This window comes from Phytohabitans sp. LZ39, from assembly GCF_059359075.1.
This window is the reverse complement of sequence record NZ_JCADBM010000004.1, coordinates 230,468-251,251: the sequence shown is the minus strand read 5'-3', so window position 1 is coordinate 251,251 and position 20,784 is coordinate 230,468. Positions and strand designations below refer to the sequence as shown.

Sequence of the window (20,784 nt, the reverse complement as noted above, 5' to 3'; positions counted from 1 at the left end):
ATAACCAAATGGTTAAGGGGTGGCCTGTGACACTCACGCAGCTGGGCGTCTTCGTGCTCGTCGCGCGGCTGCGTTCGGTGCGGGCGGCGGCCGACGTGCTCGGCGTCAGCGAGCCGGCGGTGTCCCGCTCGCTCGCCGCGCTCCGCGTGCACCTCGGCGACCAGCTCGTCGTCCGCGAGGGCAACGAGATGACGCTGACCGAGGGCGGCAGCCGCCTGTTCGGCATCGCCTCGCAGATGGTCGCGCTCGGCGCGGAGGCCGAGGCGGCGGTGCGCGCGGCGCAGGGCGCGGCGGCCCAGCTGCGGCTGCTGGTCACGAGCACGATCGCGGAGTTCATCGCGACGCCGCTGGTGGAGGCGTTCGGCAAGCGGTGGAGCGGCCAGATCGAGACCTCCTCCGGGGTGGCGAGCGCCGCCGAGATGCGGGTGCTGCTGCCCAACCGCCTCGCCGACGTGGCGATCGGACCCGACCTGAGCGGCGACCCGTCGCTGTCCTCGGAGCCGGTGCTGCGCTACCGCCTCGTCGTGGTCGGCCCGCCGCGCCACCGGCCGACCGGGCCGCCGGGCCGCTGGCCGTGGCTCGTCGACCCGTCCGGCACCGACCCCGACAGCGACACCGGGCGGCTGCTGCGCGCGTTCCGGGTGCCCGAGGACCGGATCCGGGTCTTTCCCAACCAGACCGCGGCGTGGTCGGCGGCGGCCGACGGGGCGGGGGTGGCACCGGCCGTGTCCACATTGGTCAGCCGCGAGCTGCGGCGGGGTGAGCTGTCCATTGTGGAGACCGACCGCACGCCGGTGCAGGCGAGCTGGCACGTGACGACGCTCGCCCCCGACCGGCGGCCGGACGCGGCCCGCCGCCTGCGCAACTTCCTCGGCACCCCGGACGCGATGCAGCTGATGTGCGCCCCGGGCGCGGGCGTGCCGCCGTCCCGGTTTCGCCCGCCGGTCTACGTAACTATCTGGAGCTGATCGTCACCCGTACGGCGCCGGTGTCGTCGACGATCTCGAAGCGGTCGATCGCCGCCCGGTCCACGGTGGTGCTGCCCAGCCCCGTGAAGTCGTCCTGCCCCTCCGCCGTCCGCCAGCGCAGCGCGGTGTGCGTCGCGCCGTCCGTGGTGACCACGTGGAGCGCGCACTCGCACGGCCCGTCGAGCTTGGCTACGGTGAGCGACACGTCCAGGCCCGCCGCGGTGGCGCTGAGCCGCACCTCGGCCGCGGCGCCGGTCGCGGGGTCGCGGCCCGTGAGGCGCTCACCCTCCGCGCCATCTCCGGGGCCGGCCTTGATCGCGTCCGGCCTCGTCGCGTCGGGCGCGACCTTCGTCTCTTCCTTGGTACCCGCGGCGGGCGGAGTGGTCGGCGGACGAGTGGGCTCCCGCGCGGGCGGCTTCGGCGCGGTCGCCGGCGGCGCGACGGTGCGTGGCGGGGGAGGAGCGGCGGTGGTGGCCGTGGCCCGCGGTGCCGCCTCCGGCGGGCGCTCGGCCACGGTGGACGGGTCGGTCACGCTCGACCGGGCCGCGATCGTCACGAGGCTGACCATCGTCACGACGGTCAGGACGGCGGCGACGAGCACCAGGCGGCGTACCAGATCGCCGTTGGTCTTGTCCTTGCTCTTGCCCTTGCCGCCGCGGGCCCGGCGGGTGGCCGGCTCGGGTGGTGTGTGCGCGGCCTTTTGCTCTGCTTCCCTAAAGGAGGCATCCAGCCGGTCCGGCGCGCGGAAGCGGTCGTCGAGCTCGTCCCAGGCGCGCAGGTGCGGGCGGCGGATCCGGTCGTGCGTCGGCTCCCGCTGCCGCGGAAAGAGGGCCACGACGGCGCCGGGCGGGTGCGCCGGGGTCCGGCGCACCCGCCCGAGTTCGGTGTCGGCGAGCAGTGTCGCCGCGTCGACCTGGCCGAGCAGCTCGATCATGGGCGCCAGGCCCTCCAGCGTCCGCAGGCAGTGGGCGCACGTGATGAGGTGCCGTTCGTAGGCGGTGCGTTCGTCCGCCTCGAGCAGCCCCAGCGCGTACGCGCCCACGTCCGGGTGGACGCAGGGGCCTGGCCGGTCAGGCATCGTGGTTTCCGCTCCCCATCAGTACCTTCTGGAGTGCCCGGAGCGCGAAGAAGAGCCGCCACTTCACCGTCTCCGGCGGCAGCCCGAGCTCGTCGGCGACGTCGCGCACGCCGCGGCCCTGGAAGTAGGCCTCGACGAGGATCTCCCGATCCGGCTGGGGGAGCGAGCGGAGCCCGTCGAGCACCATCATCCGCTGGAGGGCCGGTGCGACGCCGGCCGCGTAGACGTCGGGTGGCTCGTCGTCGTAGTGCTTGTCCGGCTCGTGGCGTTGGTCGCGCTCGTAGCGCTGGTCCGGCTCGTAGCGCTGGTCCCGCTCGTACTGCTCGCCGCGCAGGTCGTCGACGATCCGGCGGGCGATGCCGATCAGCCACGGACGCAGGGACGACGCCGCCACGTCGATCTGGTCCACGTCGCGCCAGGCGGTGAGCAGCGTCTCGCGCACCACGTCTTCGGCCAGCCGCCGGTCGCCGTCGGTCATGCTCAGCGCGATCATGAGCAGCGGCTCGGCGTGCTGGTCGTACAGGCTGCGCAGCAACCCACCCTCGGCCCGGTGGATGCCGGTGCGGTGAACCGGGCGGCCGGCCGGCCCGGGCACCATGCGGGCGTGCCGTCCACGGCCCGCGACCGGCCGCGCCTCTAGGTGGCGCGGCGCGGGCATGAGTACTTCTCCACGTGGTCCCCCAACCGTCGTGATCGTTGTCGCACCCGGGTACGGGAGTGATCTGCCACTTGGATCGACGTCCCGCAGGAATTAAGGATCTCTTAAGGCAGATCGATGAACCTCACCGTTTCTTGACCCCTTCGTGGCGCCGGGGATACGGTGCGTTGACCCAGAAGCATCGGCTTTTCTGGATCTTCACGGTTTCGAGAGAGGGGAGGAGGCGGGTATGAGCGATACGTCCCGCGTCCGGGCGCGCGGGCGGACCAGCTGGCGCCGGTTCGCGGTGGCCGCCGGACTGATGACGGTCCTGTCCGGGGGCATCCTGGTGATGCTGTCGCAGGGTGTGATGGCGGCCAGCTTCATGGTGTCGGGGCAGCAGTTCAAGGTCTCGGCGGACACGCTCGACGCCACCGGCTTCGTCAACTACGGCTGGATCGACCAGCACGCCGACGGCTCGCCGCAGCCGGTGGCGGTCTCCGCGATGCGCCGCGCCGAGCTGCGCAACCTCTGTCAGTCGGTGCTCACCACGCTCCCGATCGTGGGCGACATCAGCCTCAAGCTGACGGCGGGGAAGGACTCGCCGGTGGTGGCGGAGAACATGTTCGTCGACATGGCGCAGCTCGACGGCAACGCCACGTTCACCAACATCCAGATCGGCCGGGACGCGTCCACGCTGGACAAGGGGCCGCCCGGGGCGAAGGGGCTACAGGGCCTGTTCAGCCAGCAGGCCGACACGGTGCACATCGACAACCTGCGGCAGGTGGCCTGGTCCACCAACGCCGGCTCGTTCAAGCTCACCGGGCTGCGCATGAAGATCTCGAGTGGCAAGGACGAGTGCTTCTAGCCGCTGGCGTGTTGCGGCGACCGGCTTGACGCGGATAGATGGCGGGGAATACCGTCGCTTCAATCCAGAAACGCTCCCTTTTCTGGACGACGGAGTCCCCGCCATCTCTCTAAGGAGATCGAGATGGGCAACCGATCCCCCTCCCTCCTCGCGGCCGCGTTCCTCGGCGCGGTCGCCGTCCTCGCGGTGCCCGCGGCGCCCGCTCTCGCCGCGTCCTCGACCACCGTCACGCCGGCCGGCCACGGCTTCACCGCCGCGCTGGCGCCGGGTACCACGGCCGACTTCCAGGTCGGCTCGGTGACGGTCACCTGCAACACGTCCTCGACCGACGGCGCGGTCCCGGCCGAGCCCGACAACCACAGCCCGGACGGCCCGGTCACGGTCGGGGTGACCGCGCCGGTGTTCAACAACGACGGCGGCGCCTGCCCGACCGGCATCTTCCTCACCACGGCCACGACCACGACCACCGGCGAATGGACGATCGGCCTCCAGTTCGACCCGGCCGGCTCCAGCGGCACCCTCACCATCCCGGCCGGCGGTGTGACGACCGAGATCTCCGGGCTCGCCACCTGCACGGTGCTCGTCGCGCCCGACGCACCCGCGACGGTGACCGGCCCGCTGGTCGACGGCACCGCCACCACCCTGCCGACGCTGGACTTCTCGGCCGGCATCGACGTGCCCATCCGCGTGACGGGCGGCTTCGGCTGCCCGACGGCGGCGACGAGCGCGGTCTTCCGCGCCACGTACCAGATCGCCGACACGACCGATCCGGCGCAGCTCCTTACCCTTACGGCCTAGCGCGGTTCGCGGTTCGCGGGTCCCGTTCGCTTCGCGGGCGGGACCCGCTTCGCTGCTGGTTGCCCGCTCCGCGCGCCGCCGGCCGGAGCGGTGCCCGGCGGGAGCATACGGCCCGCGACCGGCGCGGACCGGAGCAAACCGGGCGCGGCTAGGCGGTGACGGGGAGGCCGGCCGCGGCGGCGGCGGCTTTGGGGCCGATGAAGGGGGCCAGCACCACGTAGGTCAGCTCGGGCAGGTGGCCGGGCAGCTCGGCGGCGCGGCCGGTGGAGACGTGGTCGAAGATCACGCCGTAGATGCCGGCGATGATCGCCTCGACCGCCACCCGTGGCACCTCGGGCTGGCCGGCGCGGCGCGGGGCGGCGGCGAAGAAGTCCAGGTAGCTGGCGAGCAGCTGGCGGCGGCAGGCGAGGGCCTTGGGGCCGGCGGCCAGGACCTCGACCACGGCCAGCGACGCGAAGGCCGGCTCGGCGGCGAGGATGTGCAGCAGGGTGCCGAGGCCGCGGCGCATCCGCTCGGGCCAGCGGCCGGGCTGGCCGTAGGCGACCGCGACGCTCTTTTGCAGCAGCTCGACGCCCAGCTCGAACGCGGCCAGGAAGCACGTCTCCTTGTCCGGGAAGTGCTGGTAGTAGGCCCGGGTCGACACGCCGGCGGCCGCGCACACGTCGCCCAGCGAGGCGCCCACGTAGCCCTTCTCCGCGACGGTGCGGGCCATGGCGTCGATCAGGCGGTCGCGCTGGGTGCGGGCGACGAACTCGCGCGGGAGGTCGTGGCGGCCCCTCGGCAGGCGGCGGTCGGGCGAGTTGGCCGAACGGGAGCCGGGGATGCCGGTGCCGAGCGCGACGGTCCACTCCGACACCCCGCCGCTCGGTGCTGCTGCGCTCGACATTCCCTCATAGTGCCGCATCGCCGCAGCCCCCTCGCCCTCCGTCCGGTCCGACCGCGGTGTGCACCCCGGCGCGCCGGAATCCGACACACCGGGGATGGAGATCCACATATGGTGATGCCTTGACACCTCTGGGTGGCGTCGGCACGCTGGGTGGCGGCAATCGCTACGGGGGTGAGCGGTGTGGGCGCACCGGTTGTCGCGCGACCGCTGGCATTCTCCAATGTGGAGCGGCTGGTCGTCTCCTTCCTCGCCGCGCGGCCCGAGATGGCCGGCGTGCGGGTGGCCGTCCGGCTGCCCGACGACTACGACGGGTTGGCCCGGGCCGCGATCGTGACGCGGGTGGGTGGTGAGTTCTCCGCCGACGACCGCGTCGACCGGGCCGTGGTGCGCCTCGACACCTACGGGCCCGACAAGACCGCCGCCCTCGACCTGGCCGGCACCGTCCGCGGCCTGGTGTGGCTGGCGCCCGACGCGACGCACGCCGGCGGCGCCGTGGTCAGCGACGTCGCCGAAGACCGCGGGCCGAGCTGGCTGCGCGACCCCGCCTTTCCCACCGCCAACCGCTACACCACTCGATACCTGCTGCTGATCCGGGTCCCGAGCGGCCCGGCCTGACGGAAGTGAGCCGCAGATGCCCCTCAACGCCAGCGAGATACGCGTAGCCGGCACCGGCCGCGTGCTCGTCGCCCCGGCGCACACCGCGCCGCCGGCCAACTTCACCACCGACTGGGCCGCGCCGTGGGTCGACCTGGGCTACACGTCGGCCGACGGGGTCAAGTTCACGAAGAAGGACAAGCTCGACCCGATCGACACGTGGCAGACGGTGGCCGCGATCCGCTACGTCTACAGCGACCGCGACCTGTCCGTGAAGTTCGCGCTCCTCCAGGTCAACGCGGACACGCTGCCGTTCTTCTTCGGCGGCGGGTCGGTCACGTCGGGCGCGGCCGGGCTGAGCTACGAGATCGCCGCCGCGCCGCGGGTCGACGAGCGGGCGCTGGGCATCGAGTTTCGCGACGGGCCGAGCATTACCCACCGCTTCGTGGTGCCGCGCGGGGTGGTGACCGAGACCGACGAGACGTCGTTCACCCGCACGTCGGCGGTAAAGCTTGGCGTGACGTTCTCCGCGCTCACCCCGATCACCCGGCCCGACCAGCTCGCGGTCTGGACGATGAACGCGGCCGCGCCGGGCGCCGCCACCGCCACGGTGGCCGCCGCGTCCGAGGGCGCGCCGGCTGAGGACGGGAGGTAGCGGCCGTGGGGCGGTACAACGTCAACGCGGTGCGCGCGCAGCGGCTCGAGGCGCTGGGCGAGCGGTGGGAGTTCGAGCTCGACGGCGACGTCTTCGGCCTCCCCACCGAGCTGCCCCGCGACGCGGTGCGGGCGCTCGCCGGGCTCGACCCGTCCGACCTCGACGGGCTGCTCGGGCTGCTGCTGGGCGAGGAGCAGTTCAAGCGGTTCGCCGAGCACGCCACGAGCGTGCAGGACATCCAGGCGCTGCTGGAGGCCTACGGCCGCGACACCGGCATGTCCCTGGGGGAATCCTCGGCCTCGACGCGCTCCTGACCGAGCACGCCGAGGCCGTCGAAGCCGACCTGCTGCGCCACTACGGCGTCGACGTCCTCGACTACCACCGCGGCACCCTGTCGGCGCGGCGGCTGCGCGTGCTGGTGCAACACCTGCCCCGCGACGCGGCGCTGGTGCGGGCGCTGCGCGGCGAGGAGGCCGAGTGGGGGTTGGGCGAGCACCTGCTGGCCGCCGCCGTCGACCAGCTCGCCGCGGGCAACTGGATGTACGCGTCGACCCACACGGACGAGCACGCCGACCCGCCGGCGCGGCCCGAGCCGATACCCCGGCCGGGCCTCGACGAGGCGGAGCCGGCGGGGGTCGCCGCCACGACGGCGGCGACGCCGGAGCAGATCGCCACGTTCTTCGGAGGGAGGTGAGCGGTGACCCAGCCCGCGTCGTCGATCGGTCAGCAGCTCATCCAGCAGCTGACCGCGCCGTTGCAGGAGGCGGCCACCGCGTTCTCCACGAAGGTGGCCGAGAGCCTGGCGAAGCAGGTCGAGGGGATCACCACGTCGTTCCGCGAGGCCAACCCCGCGGTCACCGCGGTCACCGACGCCGTGGTCGGCTGGTCCGGCGCGGTCACGATGTCGGCCGGCTCGGTGGCCGGCGCGAGCGGCAGCGTGCGTGACATGATCCGCAACACCCGGGAGATGCGCCAGGAGATCACCAAGGTGCTCGACGGGATCCCCGCGCTCGACGGGCTGCGGCTGCGCTTCATGCAGGTCACCGACGCGGTGAAAAACCTCAACATGGAGACCGTGCGGGGCACCGCGATCAAGGTGCGGGACGCCGTCACCACCCGTGTCGTCGCGGCCGCCAAGGCGGTGTGGAACGCGATCACCAAGGTCGTCACCGTCGCCATGCGCGCGCTCAACCTCGTGATGCGGCTCAACCCGATCGGGCTCGTGGTCACCGCGATCATGCTGCTGATCGGCGGGCTCGTGCTCGCGTACCAGCGAAGTACCACGTTCCGAAATATCGTCAACGCGGCCTTCTCCGCGGTGCGCAACGTGGCGATCTCGGTCTTCAACGCGATCCGCAACGCGGTCGCGGCGGTGTGGCCGTTCGTCTCGCGGGTCATCCAGATCGCGGTCACGGTCATCCGCATGTACGTGACCACCTACTTCACCGTGGTCCGCACCGTGGTCACCACCGTCTTCAACGCGGTGCGGGCGATCGCCACCGCGGTGTGGGGTGCCGTGCGCGCGGTCGTCACCGGCGCCGTCAACACCGTCGTGAGCACGGTGCGGCGGGTCCAGCAGGTGTACACGGTCGTGCGCGACGCGTTCAACCGGGCCCGTTCCGCGGCCGGCGACGCGATCGGCGGCGTGGTGAGCTTCGTGCGCGGGCTGCCCGGCCGGATCGTGAGCGCGCTCGGCAACATCGGCCGCACCCTGTACCAGAGCGGTCGCGACCTCGTGCAGGGCTTCATCAACGGGCTGCGCGACATGGCCGGGCGGGTCGTGTCGGCGATCCGCGACTCGATCCTCGACCGCATCCCCGGGCCGATCAAGGGCTTCCTCGGCATCGGCTCGCCGTCCCGGCTGATGGCCGAGATCGGCCGCAACGTCGGCGAGGGGCTCGTCGTGGGCATCGACGACAGTCGCGACATGGTGGCGGAGGCGATGACCAACCTGGTGCCGACGCCGCGGGCCGCCACGATCCGGCCCGCGCTCGCCGGCCTCGCGCAGGCGACCGTAGCGCGTGCCGCACCCGGCGCGGGCCCGGTGACGGCCCGTGCGGGCACCGCCGAGGCCGCGCCGGTCACCGTCAATGTCTACCCGCGGGCCGGCCAGTCCGAGTACGAGATCGGCCAGGTCGCCGCCCGCGAGCTGGCCTGGGCGGCGAAGCACTGATGGCCGACACGCTCCTCCTCCCCGAGTACACAGTGGACGGCTGGACCGGCAACGCGGTCGACGCGGACGGCGTGGAGTGGTGGGTGACCGGGGAGAGTGGTTGGTCCGGCGGCCCGCCCGTGCGGCTGGAGCTGGCCAACCGGCCGCAGCGCGACGGCGCGTTCGACGCCCCTTCGTTCCGCGGCGCCCGCGTGATCACGCTCGAGGGCACCGCGGTCGCGCCCGACCGGGAGGCCAAGGAGCGGGCCAAGGACCGGATCGCGGCCGTGCTCGCCGACGGGTCGGCGCTGCGGCCGCTCGCCGTGCGCGAGCTGCTGACCACCCGCCAGGCCATGGTGCGGCTGTCCGCCGAGACGAAGGTCGCCGACCAGACCCCGTACTCGTTCACCTGGTCGCTCCAGATGACCGCCCCCGACCCGGTGCGCTACGGCACCGAGCAGCACACCGCCCTCTGTGGCCTGCCGCTGCCCGGCACCGGCGTGGCCTTCCCGATCACAAGCTGGCCGCTCGACTTCGGCGAGCCGGCCGGCGGGTCGATGGCCCTCGCCAACGCCGGCACCGTGACCACGTGGCCGGTGTGGACGATCAGCGGCGAGTGCGTGCAGCCGGTGATCCGCGACGCCGCCAGCGGCCAGACGCTCGGCTTCCGGCTGGCGATGACCGGCGGCGACGTGCTCGTGGTCGACGTCGCCGCGCGCACCGTGCGGCTCAACGGCGCGTCCCGCCGGGCCGCGCTGCTGCCCGGCTCGACCTGGTTCGGCCTGCCGGCGGGCACCACCGGCATCGAGTTCGACGCCCTGCGCACCGACGCCCCCGCCGTGCTGTCGGTGGCGTGGCGGGACGCCTGGATCTGAGAGGGAGCGAGATGCCCGAGAGCCATCCCGGGTGGGTCACCGGGATCAACGACTTCGAGGCCCGGCTGGCGACCGGCGCGCTGGTCACCACACACCAGTTCACCGACCAGCTCGACCCGCTGCGGGTGCGGTCCGGGCTGCGCGACTCGCCGAGCACCCCGGGCCGGCTCACCCTCGCCACCAACCGGGTCACGGTCCTCCCGTTCCAGGCGGTGATCCAGGATCCCGCGCGCCCGGCCCTCGGCGCCTACGTGGTGACCCTCGACGCGCCGAAGGAGCTGCCGCTCACCGCGTCCGACCCGTCGCTCAACCGCACCGACCTGGTGATCGCCGAGATCGTGACCGACGCGCCCGGCTTCCTCGTGCGGGTCGTGGAGGGGGAGCGCACCAGCAACACCACCCCGCAGCCGCCCACCGTGACCAACCCGCTGCACCTGCGGCTCGGGCAGATCTTCGTGCCGTCCGGCGGGGCCACACCGACGTACACGGACACGCGCCAGTTCACCGCGGCCCTCGGCGGGATCCTGCCGGTGCGCGGCAACACCGACCTGCCGTCGGCGGCGACCGGACCGCAGAGCCAGTTCATCTACCGGCTCGACACCCGCGAGCTCCAGGTCCGCAGCGGCAACAACTGGGTCACCTACCGGCCGCCGCGCGGCAGCGTCGACACCTGGCACGCGCTGTCCGCGTCCGGCTGGAGCAACTACGGCTCGCCGTACGCCCCCGGCGCGTACACGATCACGGAAGACGGCTGGGTGCGGCTGCGCGGGCTGGTCAAGACCTCCGCCGCGCGGGCCGCGGGCGCCGTCATCTACACGCTGCCGAGCCCCTACCAGCCCCGCCACAAGCACATCTTCACGGCGATGAGCTCCAACGGACCGATCCGGCTCGACGTCAACAGCGCCGGGCAGGTCCTGCTCGGCCCGGCGCTCCAGGCCGACGACTGGCTCTCCCTCGAGGGGGTCGCCTACGCCGCGCTCGCCACCTACACCACCTGATGTACACGTACCTCGTCGCGGACCTGCGCGCCGGCACGATCCTGGACGAGCTGCCGCTCACCGGGGTGACGTTCGAAAAGCGCCTCAACGACACCGGCACGCTTCGCGGCCAGCTGCGGGTCGACGACCCCGAGATCCGGGGGCGGGAGCCGCGGCTGCTCACCCAGCCCGGCCGGGCCGCCGTGTACGTCGACCGGGACGGCGACCTGCTCTGGGGCGGGATCGTGTGGACCAGCCGGTACATCGCGTCGTCGGCCACGCTGGAGATCGGGGCGGCCGACTTCCTGTCGTACTTCGAGCACCGGCGGGTCCTCGCCCACCCGGTGACCGAGACCGGCGTGGTCCCGTACTCCAATGTGGACCAGCTGGAGATCGCCGCCGGCCTGGTCGAGCTGGCCCAGTCGCACCCGGGCGGCGACCTGGGGGTGGAGGTGCGCGGCGCGACCAGCTCGGGAGTGCGCCGCACGGTCAGCTGGACCGCCGGCGAGCTCAAGCCGGTCGCCGACGCGCTGCGCGACCTGGCCAACGCCGACGGCGGCTTCGACTTCACGGTCGACGTGGAGTACGGGTCGGGCGGCCAACCGGTCCGCTACCTGCGCCTGGGCTACCCGCGGCTCGGCCAGCCCGGCGCCGCGCACGTGTGGGAGTACGGCGCCAACCTCGTCGACATCGTCTGGCCGGTCGACGCCGCGAGCATGGCGACCCGCGTCTTCGCGCAGGGCGGCACGCTGCTGCGGTTCGCCGAAGACACCGGCGCCTACGCCGGCGGCTGGCCGCTGCTGGAGGAGGCCGCCTCCCAGCTCGACACCGCCGACGCCGCGCTGGTGCTGGCCCAGGCGAGGGGTGAGCTGGCCGCCCGGCGCCGCCCGGTCGTGCTGCCCGAGCTGACCGTGCGCGCCGACCTCGACCCGGTCGTCGGCACCTACACGGTCGGCGACGACGTCCGGCTGGTGGTCGACGACCCGTTCTTCGCCGGCGACCACGTCGACGTGACGGTGCGCCTGCTCGGCTACACGGTCACCCCCGGCGACGACGCGGGCGAGGAGCGGGTGACGCTCACGGTCACGCCCACGGCGGAGGTGCCATGACGAGGATCAACCGGCCCGACACCCTGCTCACCGAGCTACGCGACCTCAAGCGCCGCCTCAGGCTGCTGGAGGCCGCCCGGATGCGCGCCACCCCGGCCGCGGCCGCCGCCCTGGCCGCCGCCGGCGCCGAGTCCGCCGCTCCGGCCGCTTCCGCTGGCGCTGAGTCCGCCGCTCCAGCCGCCGCTGGCGCCGAGTCCACCGAGGGCCGTGCGGCCGGTGTGCCGCTCATGCCGGCGCGGCCGTCCGACTGGCCGGGCACGTCGCGGTCCTCATGGGAGCGGCTGGCCGTCACCTGGACCACCCGCGGCGGCCGGCTTGTCGTGCGCACGGCCGCCGACCCGGACACGGCAGGCGAGGCGCGCGTGCTCGTCGACGGCGAGCCGGTCGGCGAGGTGGCGCCCGTGTCACCCGACCCGGCCCGATCCACTGTGGACATCCCGCCGCCGGCCGGCGGCGAGGTCGAGGTGGCCGTCGAGGCGCGGCGCACGTCCGGCCCCGGCCTCGTGCGCGTCGCCGCCGCGCTCCAGCCGTCCTAGAGCCTTCCTTTCCCGGACCCGCGTCAGCGGCGGACCGTCGCTCCCGCCGGAGACCGCGGAGGTCGGCGGCTCGCCAGGGCTCGCCGAGATCCCCGACCTCCCCTGCCACCTCCGCGCCGCAAGCCCACCCGGCTGGTGCTCTGCGACCCCGAGGAGCCGGGTCGGCGGATGAGACCGCGAGCGGCGTGCGCGAGGCTGCCGAGCTGGACGCGCCAACGCGCTCAGTGTGCCCGTCGCCGCGATCCGGTCGACCCGGAGCCCGCCCTCGCCGGCCCAGGTCGGGACGCATCGGGCAGCTCCTCCGCCCACCCAGCTACCCGGGCGGTCTCACCCGCCGGTCGCCGGTCGGCGGCTTGGCGGCGCGGCGCGTGGCCACCCTGAATCAGCACCGATGGGAAAGCAGCGGCGGACCTCGCCATGGAACTGACGCCGCACCCTGGGGCGAACCCGCGGTCGCGGCGCGGCAAGGTCCGGTCACGCATTTTGGCGAGCGCGGCCGAGGTAAACAATTGCAGCTGCCGCATTCACCAAATTGTCCCGCAGTCGCCGCCAAATTTCTGTCCCGAGCCGTGATCGATCATGTGGGGATCTTTGTATGAATGGATCGCATGAGAAGTCACCGCATTCCGCTCACGTCGATCAAGTGCACACCCCGTCGCGGCCAGCCCGGACCGTGAGTCAGCAGAAACCTGGCTCCTTTGTGGCCTTGTCGCGCGGAATGGCAGCGCGGGTCGGGGTTTCGGCGAGCCCTGGCAAGCCGCCGACCCAAGCGGGCGGAGCTCGTCGCGCAGACCAACGGAGCGCGCGGGTGACAGCGGCCCGCGCGGTGCCCGCGGCAGCTACGTCCGGGTGTGGTGGCGCAGTTCGCGGCGGGTCAGGGCGGCGCGGTGTACCTCGTCGGGGCCGTCGGCCAGGCGGAGGGTGCGGGCGGCGGTCCACAGGCGGGCGAGCGGGAAGTCCTGGCTCACGCCGCCGCCGCCGTGGGCCTGGATGGCCTTGTCCAGCACCCATTCGGCCATCGCCGGCGTGACGATTTTGATGGCCTGGATCTCGGCGTGGGCGGCCTTGTTGCCCGCCGTGTCCATCAGCCACGCGGTCTTCAGCACCAGCAGGCGGGCCTGCTCGATGCGTACCCGCGACTCCGCGATCCAGTCGGCGACCACGCCGTGCTCCGCGATCGGGCGGCCGAACGCCACCCGCTGGCTCGCCCGCTCGCACATCAGCGCGAGGGCCCGCTCGGCCATGCCGATCAGGCGCATGCAGTGGTGGATGCGGCCGGGACCGAGCCGGGCCTGTGCGATCGCGAAGCCCTCGCCCTCGCCGGCGATCAGGTTTTCCGCGGGGACCCGCACGTCCTCGAAGGAGATCTCCGCGTGACCGCCGTGGGCGCCGTCGTCGTACCCGAAGACCTTCATAGCGCGCCGCACCGTGACGCCGGGCGTGTTCCGCGGTACCAGGATCATGCTCTGCTGGCGGTGACGCGGCGCGGAAGGGTCGGTGCGGCCCATGACCACGAAGATCTCGCAGCGGGGGTTCATCGCGCCGGTCGACCACCACTTGCGGCCGTTGACCACGTAGTCGCCGCCGTCGCGGGTGATGCTCGTGGCGATGTTGGTGGCGTCGGAGGAGGCCACGTCCGGCTCGGTCATGCAGAAGGCGGAGCGGATGCGCCCCGAAAGCAGCGGCTCCAGCCACCGCTCGCGCTGCGCCAGGCTGCCGAACTCGGCGAGCAGCTCCATGTTGCCGGTGTCCGGCGCGGCGCAGTTGAGCGCCTCGGGGGCGAGCATCGGGCTGTGGCCGGTGATCTCGGCGAGCGGGGCGTACTGGAGGTTGGTGAGCCCGATCGACGGGAGGAACAGGTTCCACAGGCCGCGCTCGCGGGCCCGCTCCTTCAGCTCCTCCACGATCGGCGGTGTCGTCCACTGTGGACCGGCCGCCTCCTGCTCGTCGAGGAGCGGCTCGGCCGGGTACACGAACTCGTCCATGAAGGACAGCAGCCGCGCGCGCATCTCCTCGGTCTTGTCGTCGTACCCGAAGTCCATCTAGGCCTCCTCCGACAGCGTGGCGTGCCCGTACGCGACCAGCGGTGGGACGATCTGGCCGATCTGCTCGAAGCCGGCGCCGACGGTCTTGCCCCGCGTGAAGCGGTAGTGGATGCCCTCGGCGATGACCGCGAGCTTGAAGAACCCGAACGCGGTGTACCACGGCAGGCGCGTGAGGTCGGCACCGCGCCGCTCGGCGTAGCGGGCGGCGAGCGCGGCCCCCGGCGGGAAGCCGGCGGCCGGGTTGACCGCGGTGGCGACCGCGTTGCCGCCGATGCGGGCCAGCCCGTCCCAGTAGACGAGGAGCAGCCCGAGGTCGGCGAGCGGATCGCCGAGCGTGGCCATCTCCCAGTCGAGCACGGCGGCGACCCGCCCGTCCGCGTCGACCACGACGTTGTCGAGGCGGTAGTCGCCGTGCACCACGCTCGCGCCGCTCTCCGCCGGCACGCTCTCCGCGAGGCGGGTGTGCAGCTCGTCGACGCCGGGCAGGTCGCGGCTGCGGGAGGCGTCGAGCTGGCCCTTCCACCGGCGCACCTGCCGCTCCAGGTAGCCGGCCGGATGCCCGAAGTCGCCGAGCCCCACGGCCTCCGCGTCGACCTCGTGCAGGTCGGCGAGGACGTCCACCAGGGTGAACGCGAGCGTGCCCGCCCGCTCCGCGCCCAGCGCCGCGGTCTGCTCGGCGGTGCGGTAGACGGTGCCGTCGACGAACTCCATCACGTAGAAGGGCGCGCCGATCACCTCCGCGTCCGGGCAGAGCAGGAGCGTGCGGGGGACCGGCACCGCGGTCGGGGCGAGGGCGCTGATCACGCGGTATTCGCGGGCCATGTCGTGCGCCGTCCGCAGTACGTGGCCGAGCGGCGGGCGGCGCAGCACCCAGGTGTGCGAGTCGTCCCGCAGCGTGTAGGTGAGGTTGGACTTGCCGCCGGGGATGAGGTCGGCGCGCAGCTCGCCGTCGCGCAGGCCGGCGTGCTCGGTGTCGAGGTAGGCCCGCAGGCGCGCGATGTCGAGGCCCGGCGTCACAGGCCCGTCACCAGCGTCCGGCCGCCGTCGATCACGAGCGTCTGCCCGGTGATCCACGCGGCGTCCGCCGAGGCCAGGAACGCCACCGCTCCCGCCACGTCGCCGGGCTGGCCCAGCCGCCCCAGCGGGTAGCCGGCCGACACCTCCTCCTCCCGGCCGGCGTAGAGCGCGGTCGCGAACTGCGTCTTCACGATGGCCGGCGCGACCGCGTTGACCCGCACGGCCGGCGCGAGCTCGACCGCGAGCTGTGCGGTGACCTGCATGAGGGTGGCCTTGCTGGCCGCGTACACGCCGAGGCCGGGCGCCGCGCCCAGCCCCGCGATCGACGACATGTTGACGACGGCGCCGCCGTTCTTGCCCAGCCACGCGTCGTACGCGTGCCGCACCCAGGCGACCGCCGAGAAGACGTTCACCTCGAAGACCTTGCGTACCGCGCCCGGGTCGGTCTCCAGCAGCGGCCCGAACGTCGGGTTGATGCCGGTGTTGTTGACCAGGATGTCGAGGCTGCCGAAGGACTCGACCGCCCGCACCACGGCCTCGGCCTGGTGTTCCGGGTCGTCCGCCTTGCCGGCGACCGCGATCGCCCGGTCGGGCCCGCCGAGCGCGGTGGCCGCCTCGAGCAGCGGCTCGGCCTTGCGCGCGGTCAGGCAGACCCGTGCGCCCTCCGCGACGAGCCGCTCCGCCACGGCGTACCCGATGCCCCGGCTCGCGCCGGTGACCAGCGCGACCTTCCCTTCCAGCCGCCGATCCACCCGGTCGCCTCCCGTTCGCACCCACGAAAACGCTACCCTGCGCTTCGCGCCGCTCCGCGTTTCTGCGGGGCCCCGCCGTCGCGTGCCCTCCGCCGTATGTTACTGCCCAGTTAACCGGGCGGGTCCGGTACTCTCGCCCAGGTTCATCGACGATCATCGGGGAGGTTTTCTGATGCGCGGGGGAATCAGCCGGCGGGCGGCGCTCGGGGCGACCGTGGCCGCGGGAGCGGCGGCGGTCGGGGCGACCGGCGGGCCGGCACAGGCCGCGGAGGCCGGCGGCACGCGTCGCGTCGCGAACGTCTACGAGCGGCAGAAGGTCAAGGCCGGCGGCACCTGGCACTCGCATGTGGCGGCCGTCGACGCGGCGGGCGCGCTCACCACGCTCGTCGAGGACGACGCCGACTACGTGCTCAACGGCTACAGCGTGCAGAAGCTCTTCGTGGCGACCGCGGTGCTCGACAAGGTCGACCGGGGGCAGCTCACGCTTGGGCAGAAGCTCGACCTGCCGGCCGACATCATCCTCGGCGGCAGCGGCATCTACCACCTGCACGGCGTGTGGGGCGACGACATCACGATCGCCAACTTCCTGACCGCGATGCTGCTGGTCTCGGACAACACGGCGGTGCGCATGTGCGGCCGCGTCGCGCCGGCGCTCGAGATCAACGACATCCTCGCGGCGAAGGGCTTCGTGAAGACGCGGGTCGAGCCCGTGGCCAACCCCAACCGGTTCTTCCTCGGCGTCACCACGCCCCGGGAGGCCCACGACCTGCTGTGGCGGCTGGCCAACAAGACGCTGCTCTCGCCCGCGTCGTGCGACTTCCTGCTCCGCGTCACCCGGTGGGTCAACGGCTACCACGACGGCGTCCGGCGCAACATGTCGTCGAACGAGCGGAGCCGGGTCGCCACCAAGTACGGTGCGGAGAACCCCACGCAGGGCGCGTCGCGGCACGAGGTCGGCATCATGTTCGGCACGGACGGCGCGCCGGTGCTCACGTACGCGTTCTTCGCCGAGAAGCTGGCCGAGCCGGAGAACTTCGGCGCCACCCACCCGGCCGTGCAGGCGCACGCGGTGCTGGGCCGGGCCATGTTCGACTCCATCGCCGCCGCCACCAACCCCACCGCGAAGGCCAAGCAGGTGCTCACGCCGTACCGGGCGCTGGGGTAGTCCACAGTAGAGCGGCCGGGATAGCATGCGCCCGATGCCTGACGACAACGGCACCGGGCGCGAGCCGCCGCTCCGCCCGCGCTACCGGCGCCCCGAGCCGGAGCGGCCGGCCCGCCGGCCCGCCTCGGTGTGGATCGTCTCGATCCTGCTCGTGCTGTTCGGGGCGCTGGGCGCGGTGGTCGCCGCCCTGCTGGTGGAAGACGCGGTTTCCCACGGCGAGGAGGACGAGGTCGTCGCGGCGGCGATCTTCGCCATCCTGCTCGCGGGCGCGCAGGTGGTCGCCGGCGTCGGCGTCTTCGTCGGCTGGGCACGGGGGCGCACGCTGGCGATGCTCGTGTGCGCCGCCAACGTCGTGCTCGTCGTCGTCGGCGCGGCGACCGACCGGGTGGGCTCGGGCCAGGCCTGGCTGTCGGTCGCGGTCTACGGCGCCCTGCTCTTCGGCCTGGCCGGCCCCAAGATCAGCGACTGGTGCCGGCCCGCGTCCAGAAGACCGGGTTCGAGATTTTGAGCTACCGCGACGCCCGTCGTGGTCCGGACCGTTGCTCCCGCGGCCTCACCCGTCCGCTGTTGGTCGCGGTCACCCCGTTGCCTCCGCGGATGCGCGGCCCACGCCGCGCGGTGCGGCGTTGTTTGTCCACAATGCCTGTTGCCGAACAGGCGGTGGGAGATCAAACAGGGCGTCGTCGCCCTGAGTAACCGCCACCGCCGTGCGCGCGGGCCACGATTCGAGATCTTGGAGAGTTAGGGCGCCATATCAACCCTAACTGTCCTAGATCTCAAAAGCTCTCGGTCCCGGCCGGTGACGCCGTGTAACTGATAGCCCGGTGACCGAAGCGGACCTTGCGAGCGGGGAGCATACGGTCTACCGCTGACGCGGACCCGGGGAAAGGATCTGCCTGCAAGTAGTCGGCTGAAACGGTCATGACGCGCCGCTGCGGCCGGCCCCGCCTCTTGCCGCAGCCAGCGTGCGAAGCCCGAGCCGTGCCGTATGCCGTCGTCCACCCGCCAGGGGAGCGGACCAGCGCCGGGGCTGCCACGACCCGCGAACGGTGAGGATCAGACAAAGGCTGGCGGTCCCGGCGCTGGTCTGCTCGGCTTAGCCTGGACGACGGCATACGGCACGGCGAACACCGCAACCACCCACCAAGAAGGGTGAGCAAGCCGGGGACGGCCCGGCCGGAGCCCGAGGCCCCGCCGGAGGCGCACTAACCGCAACCACAAGCGAAGCCGAAACCGCAGGGCAAGGGACAAGCGGCAAGTCGAGGGGCTGAGCCTGCTGACGCGGCGTCGCAGACGGTGGCCGGCGAGAGCCGGGCCACCCTGTGCGGGCGCGAAATCCATGTAGTGCCGGGGATCTTTGCCGGTCCTGTCACCCCGTGCGTCTCGGGATGTCCGGGTGAGTGGCAGCGACCGGACCGCGGCCTCTGTTGGGGCGTCGCTTCGCGGCGCCTGGGGGTCGGGCTTGTCCCGCGGACCTGGAGCCCGCCGGGAGCATACGGTCCGCAGGTGACGCGGACGGGGGCAAAAATAGGGTTCAGGAATCGCCGAGCCACTCCGGGGCCAGCAGTGACCAGACCTCGGTGTCGTAGCGGACGCCGTTGTAGAGGTACTCGCCGCGCAGCACGCCGTCGAGGCGCATGCCCAGCCGCTGGGCGACGGCTCGGCTGGCGGTGTTGTCCGGGCGGGCCTGCCAGATGATCCGGTGGATGCCGCGGACCCGCACGGCCCAGTCGACGAGGTGGCGCACGGCGCGGGTGATCAGGCCCTGGCCCTGCCCGGCCGGCTCCAGCCAGCAGCCGATCTCGCAGGTGCCGGCCGCCGCGTCGAAGTGGACGAACATCGTGCCGCCCACGAGCGTGCCGTCGAGCCAGATGCCGTAGAGGCGGCCGGCGTCGGCGGCCTGCTTGTCGGCGTAGCCCTGGAGGGTGGCGCGGGCCGAGTCGAGGTCGGTGCTGCGGCTGGCCCACGGGATCCACGGGTCGACCGCCTCCCGCGCGCGGTCGATGTGGGCGAGGAACTCCTCGGCCTGCCACGGCTCCAGCGGGCGCAGCTCGGCCCCGCCGCCGAGGTCGGTCGCGAACACGTCACATCGGGAAGCGGAGCGAGACCGCGCCGCGCAGGTCGAGCCAGGCCGCGTCGGGCGTGCGGACCATCCGCAGCACGACCTCCTCGCAGCCGGGGCAGCGGGCGACGAGGCCGGGCGCGTTGGGGTACACGTGCAGGTTGGCGACCGCGCCGGTCTGGCCGCAGGCGGCGCAGCGGCTCGTCGCCGAGGTGACGTCGACGGCGAAGATCTCCCGCAGCGGGCCGGCGAGCGCGTTGCCGTCGAGGTGGGGGTCGCTCATCTTTATCCTCCAGTCGGGCCGAAGCGCTCGGTGCGCACGCGGCGGGGGTCGTGGCCGAGCGCGACGAGGATGTCGGCGACCGTCTCGACGAATCCGGTCGGGCCGCACACGTAGCAGTCGGGCGTGAGCGCGGCCGGCCACCCGTTGGTGTTGACGTCCGCGACGCCGATCCGGCGCGGCGGGTGCGGCCAGCCGTCGGGGACCGCCCGGGTGTAGGCGAACGTCACGTCGAGGCCGGCGTCGTCGCGGGCGCGCCGGCGCAGCTCGTCGCCGTAGTAGACGTCGTCGGGGGTGCGCACCGAGTAGATGAGGCGGAACGGGACGCGGCTGCCCGCCGCCCGGCGCGCCCGGATCATCGCCATCAGCGGCACGATGCCGGAGCCGCCGCCGACCAGCAGCACCGGGTCGATGCTGGTGGTGCGCCACACGAACCAGCCGCCGACCGGGCCGCGCAGCTCCACCGGGTCGCCGGGGGAGAAGACCTCGGTCAGGTACGGGGAGACCTCACCGTCGGGCACCGCCTGGATGGTGAGCTCCACCCGGTCGCCGTCGGCGGGCGCGGCGATCGAGTAGCTGCGCTGGGTGCTGTATCCGTCGTCGGCGGTCAGGCGCACGTCGACGTGCTGGCCGGCGAGGTGGCCGGGCCAGCCGGGCACGTCGAGCACCAGCGTGCGCGCGGTCGGCGTCTCGGCGCGGGCCTCCGCCAGCTTGCCGACCCGCCAGGTCAGTCGCCCTGGTATCGCTGCTCGCGCCACGGGTCACCGTAGTCGTGGTAGCCGGCCGTCTCCCAGAAGCCCGGCTCGTCGTCGAAGCGCAGCTGGATGCCGCGCACCCATTTCGCCGACTTCCACAGGTACAGGTGCGGGACGAGCAGCCGGGCGGGGCCGCCGTGCTCGGGGGCGAGGTCTTCGCCGTCGTACTCGTACGCCACCCAGGCCTGGCCGTCGAGCAGGTCGGCGAGGGGGAGGTTGGTGGTGTAGCCGCCGTACGAGTGGACGAACGCGTAGTCGGCGGCGCTGTCCACATCGGACATCAGGGTGTCGAGGGAGACGCCGCGCCAGGTGGTGCCGAGCTTGGACCACTTCGTCACGCAGTGCAGGTCGACGGTCGGCGTATCGCTCGGCAGCGCCGTCAGGTCGGCCCACGTCCAGCGGTGCTCGCGGGACGTCTCCGTGGTGATCACGAACTCCCAGCGGTCCATCGGCACGCGCGGCGTGGGGCCGGCGGAGAGCACCGGGAAGTCTTCGGTCAGGTACTGCCCGGGCGGCAGCTCGGGCCTGGACGAACGCGGCCGGCCGCGAAAGCCGGGCGAGACGATTCCCACCCG

General features: G+C 73.1%; 24 protein-coding genes. 14 read left to right on the top strand and 10 right to left on the bottom strand.

Going from position 1 to position 20,784, the window contains the following annotated elements; all coding sequences use genetic code 11:
- Positions 1 to 26 precede the first annotated feature (26 nt).
- On the top strand, positions 27 to 968 hold the full coding sequence (locus AC5L36_RS10210) for a LysR family transcriptional regulator (protein WP_441214709.1): 942 nt from the start codon (positions 27 to 29) through the stop codon (positions 966 to 968).
- On the opposite strand, the gene AC5L36_RS10205 is transcribed toward AC5L36_RS10210, so the two are convergent.
- Positions 955 to 2,046, bottom strand: a complete 1,092-nt coding sequence (locus tag AC5L36_RS10205; protein ID WP_441214708.1) for a hypothetical protein — start codon at positions 2,044 to 2,046, stop codon at positions 955 to 957. The two genes, AC5L36_RS10210 and AC5L36_RS10205, sit on opposite strands and share 14 nt — an antisense overlap.
- A complete protein-coding gene (locus tag AC5L36_RS10200; RefSeq protein ID WP_441214707.1) occupies positions 2,039 to 2,704 on the bottom strand; it encodes a sigma-70 family RNA polymerase sigma factor in 666 nt (221 codons plus the stop codon). Before AC5L36_RS10200 ends, AC5L36_RS10205 begins: the two co-directional genes overlap by 8 nt.
- A 229-nt stretch (positions 2,705 to 2,933) precedes the next feature.
- Here AC5L36_RS10200 and AC5L36_RS10195 point away from each other — a divergent pair, with 229 nt between their 5' ends.
- On the top strand, positions 2,934 to 3,551 hold the full coding sequence (locus AC5L36_RS10195) for a DUF6230 family protein (RefSeq protein WP_441214706.1): 618 nt from the start codon (positions 2,934 to 2,936) through the stop codon (positions 3,549 to 3,551).
- 123 nt (positions 3,552 to 3,674) lie between these two features.
- Positions 3,675 to 4,349 (top strand): hypothetical protein, encoded by a 675-nt coding sequence (locus AC5L36_RS10190; RefSeq protein ID WP_441214705.1) that lies wholly within the window; start codon positions 3,675 to 3,677, stop codon positions 4,347 to 4,349.
- Between the two features lie 148 nt (positions 4,350 to 4,497).
- Here AC5L36_RS10190 and AC5L36_RS10185 read toward each other — a convergent pair whose 3' ends face one another.
- Complete coding sequence (locus AC5L36_RS10185; RefSeq protein WP_441214704.1) at positions 4,498 to 5,235, bottom strand: TetR/AcrR family transcriptional regulator; 738 nt, start codon at positions 5,233 to 5,235, stop codon at positions 4,498 to 4,500.
- Positions 5,236 to 5,415: 180 nt separating this feature from the next.
- On the opposite strand from AC5L36_RS10185, the gene AC5L36_RS10180 reads away from it, so the two are divergent.
- The 9 genes from AC5L36_RS10180 to AC5L36_RS10140 all read left to right on the top strand — a co-directional run bounded on the left by AC5L36_RS10180 (position 5,416) and on the right by AC5L36_RS10140 (position 12,133).
- Positions 5,416 to 5,850, top strand: a complete 435-nt coding sequence (locus AC5L36_RS10180; RefSeq protein WP_441214703.1) for a phage tail termination protein — start codon at positions 5,416 to 5,418, stop codon at positions 5,848 to 5,850.
- A 16-nt stretch (positions 5,851 to 5,866) separates the two neighbouring features.
- A complete protein-coding gene (locus AC5L36_RS10175) occupies positions 5,867 to 6,484 on the top strand; it encodes a phage tail tube protein (protein WP_441214702.1) in 618 nt (205 codons plus the stop codon).
- Positions 6,485 to 6,489: 5 nt separating this feature from the next.
- Entirely contained in the window at positions 6,490 to 6,798 is a 309-nt protein-coding gene (locus tag AC5L36_RS10170; protein ID WP_441214701.1) for a hypothetical protein, read from the top strand.
- A gap of 98 nt (positions 6,799 to 6,896) precedes the next feature.
- Positions 6,897 to 7,178, top strand: a complete 282-nt coding sequence (locus tag AC5L36_RS10165) for a hypothetical protein (RefSeq protein WP_441214700.1) — start codon at positions 6,897 to 6,899, stop codon at positions 7,176 to 7,178.
- Positions 7,179 to 7,181: 3 nt separating this feature from the next.
- Positions 7,182 to 8,657, top strand: coding sequence for a phage tail protein (locus AC5L36_RS10160; RefSeq protein ID WP_441214699.1), 1,476 nt, complete (start codon positions 7,182 to 7,184; stop codon positions 8,655 to 8,657).
- Positions 8,657 to 9,511, top strand: a complete 855-nt coding sequence (locus tag AC5L36_RS10155) for a phage distal tail protein (RefSeq protein ID WP_441214698.1) — start codon at positions 8,657 to 8,659, stop codon at positions 9,509 to 9,511. Before AC5L36_RS10160 ends, AC5L36_RS10155 begins: the two co-directional genes overlap by 1 nt.
- A gap of 11 nt (positions 9,512 to 9,522) precedes the next feature.
- On the top strand, positions 9,523 to 10,509 hold the full coding sequence (locus AC5L36_RS10150; protein ID WP_441214697.1) for a hypothetical protein: 987 nt from the start codon (positions 9,523 to 9,525) through the stop codon (positions 10,507 to 10,509).
- Entirely contained in the window at positions 10,509 to 11,597 is a 1,089-nt protein-coding gene (locus AC5L36_RS10145; RefSeq protein WP_441214696.1) for a phage tail family protein, read from the top strand. Before AC5L36_RS10150 ends, AC5L36_RS10145 begins: the two co-directional genes overlap by 1 nt.
- On the top strand, positions 11,594 to 12,133 hold the full coding sequence (locus AC5L36_RS10140) for a hypothetical protein (protein WP_441214695.1): 540 nt from the start codon (positions 11,594 to 11,596) through the stop codon (positions 12,131 to 12,133). Before AC5L36_RS10145 ends, AC5L36_RS10140 begins: the two co-directional genes overlap by 4 nt.
- A gap of 839 nt (positions 12,134 to 12,972) precedes the next feature.
- Here the strand turns inward: AC5L36_RS10140 and AC5L36_RS10135 are convergent.
- From AC5L36_RS10135 to AC5L36_RS10125, 3 genes are read right to left on the bottom strand one after another with little or no spacing between them, the layout of a single operon-like run.
- On the bottom strand, positions 12,973 to 14,175 hold the full coding sequence (locus AC5L36_RS10135) for an acyl-CoA dehydrogenase family protein (RefSeq protein WP_441214694.1): 1,203 nt from the start codon (positions 14,173 to 14,175) through the stop codon (positions 12,973 to 12,975).
- Positions 14,176 to 15,195: a phosphotransferase family protein gene (locus tag AC5L36_RS10130; protein WP_441214693.1), complete on the bottom strand. Its 1,020-nt coding sequence runs from the start codon at positions 15,193 to 15,195 to the stop codon at positions 14,176 to 14,178.
- Positions 15,192 to 15,968, bottom strand: coding sequence for an SDR family oxidoreductase (locus AC5L36_RS10125; protein ID WP_441214692.1), 777 nt, complete (start codon positions 15,966 to 15,968; stop codon positions 15,192 to 15,194). Before AC5L36_RS10125 ends, AC5L36_RS10130 begins: the two co-directional genes overlap by 4 nt.
- A gap of 151 nt (positions 15,969 to 16,119) precedes the next feature.
- On the opposite strand from AC5L36_RS10125, the gene AC5L36_RS10120 reads away from it, so the two are divergent.
- Positions 16,120 to 17,112: a serine hydrolase gene (locus AC5L36_RS10120; protein WP_441214691.1), complete on the top strand. Its 993-nt coding sequence runs from the start codon at positions 16,120 to 16,122 to the stop codon at positions 17,110 to 17,112.
- Positions 17,113 to 17,146: 34 nt separating this feature from the next.
- On the top strand, positions 17,147 to 17,620 hold the full coding sequence (locus AC5L36_RS10115) for a hypothetical protein (protein WP_441214690.1): 474 nt from the start codon (positions 17,147 to 17,149) through the stop codon (positions 17,618 to 17,620).
- A gap of 1,026 nt (positions 17,621 to 18,646) precedes the next feature.
- Here the strand turns inward: AC5L36_RS10115 and AC5L36_RS10110 are convergent.
- The 4 genes from AC5L36_RS10110 to AC5L36_RS10095 are packed head-to-tail and all read right to left on the bottom strand — an operon-like array spanning position 18,647 to position 20,781.
- Positions 18,647 to 19,195: a GNAT family N-acetyltransferase gene (locus tag AC5L36_RS10110; RefSeq protein ID WP_441214689.1), complete on the bottom strand. Its 549-nt coding sequence runs from the start codon at positions 19,193 to 19,195 to the stop codon at positions 18,647 to 18,649.
- 1 nt (position 19,196) lies between these two features.
- Positions 19,197 to 19,457, bottom strand: a complete 261-nt coding sequence (locus tag AC5L36_RS10105) for a DUF6510 family protein (protein ID WP_441214688.1) — start codon at positions 19,455 to 19,457, stop codon at positions 19,197 to 19,199.
- 2 nt (positions 19,458 to 19,459) lie between these two features.
- Positions 19,460 to 20,212 carry a ferredoxin reductase gene (locus tag AC5L36_RS10100; protein ID WP_441214687.1) on the bottom strand — a complete coding sequence of 251 codons (753 nt, stop codon included), beginning with the start codon at positions 20,210 to 20,212 and terminating at the stop codon, positions 19,460 to 19,462.
- Positions 20,182 to 20,781, bottom strand: a complete 600-nt coding sequence (locus AC5L36_RS10095; protein ID WP_441214686.1) for a sulfite oxidase-like oxidoreductase — start codon at positions 20,779 to 20,781, stop codon at positions 20,182 to 20,184. The genes AC5L36_RS10100 and AC5L36_RS10095 overlap by 31 nt, the downstream gene beginning before the upstream one ends.
- Between the last annotated feature and the right edge of the window lie 3 nt (positions 20,782 to 20,784).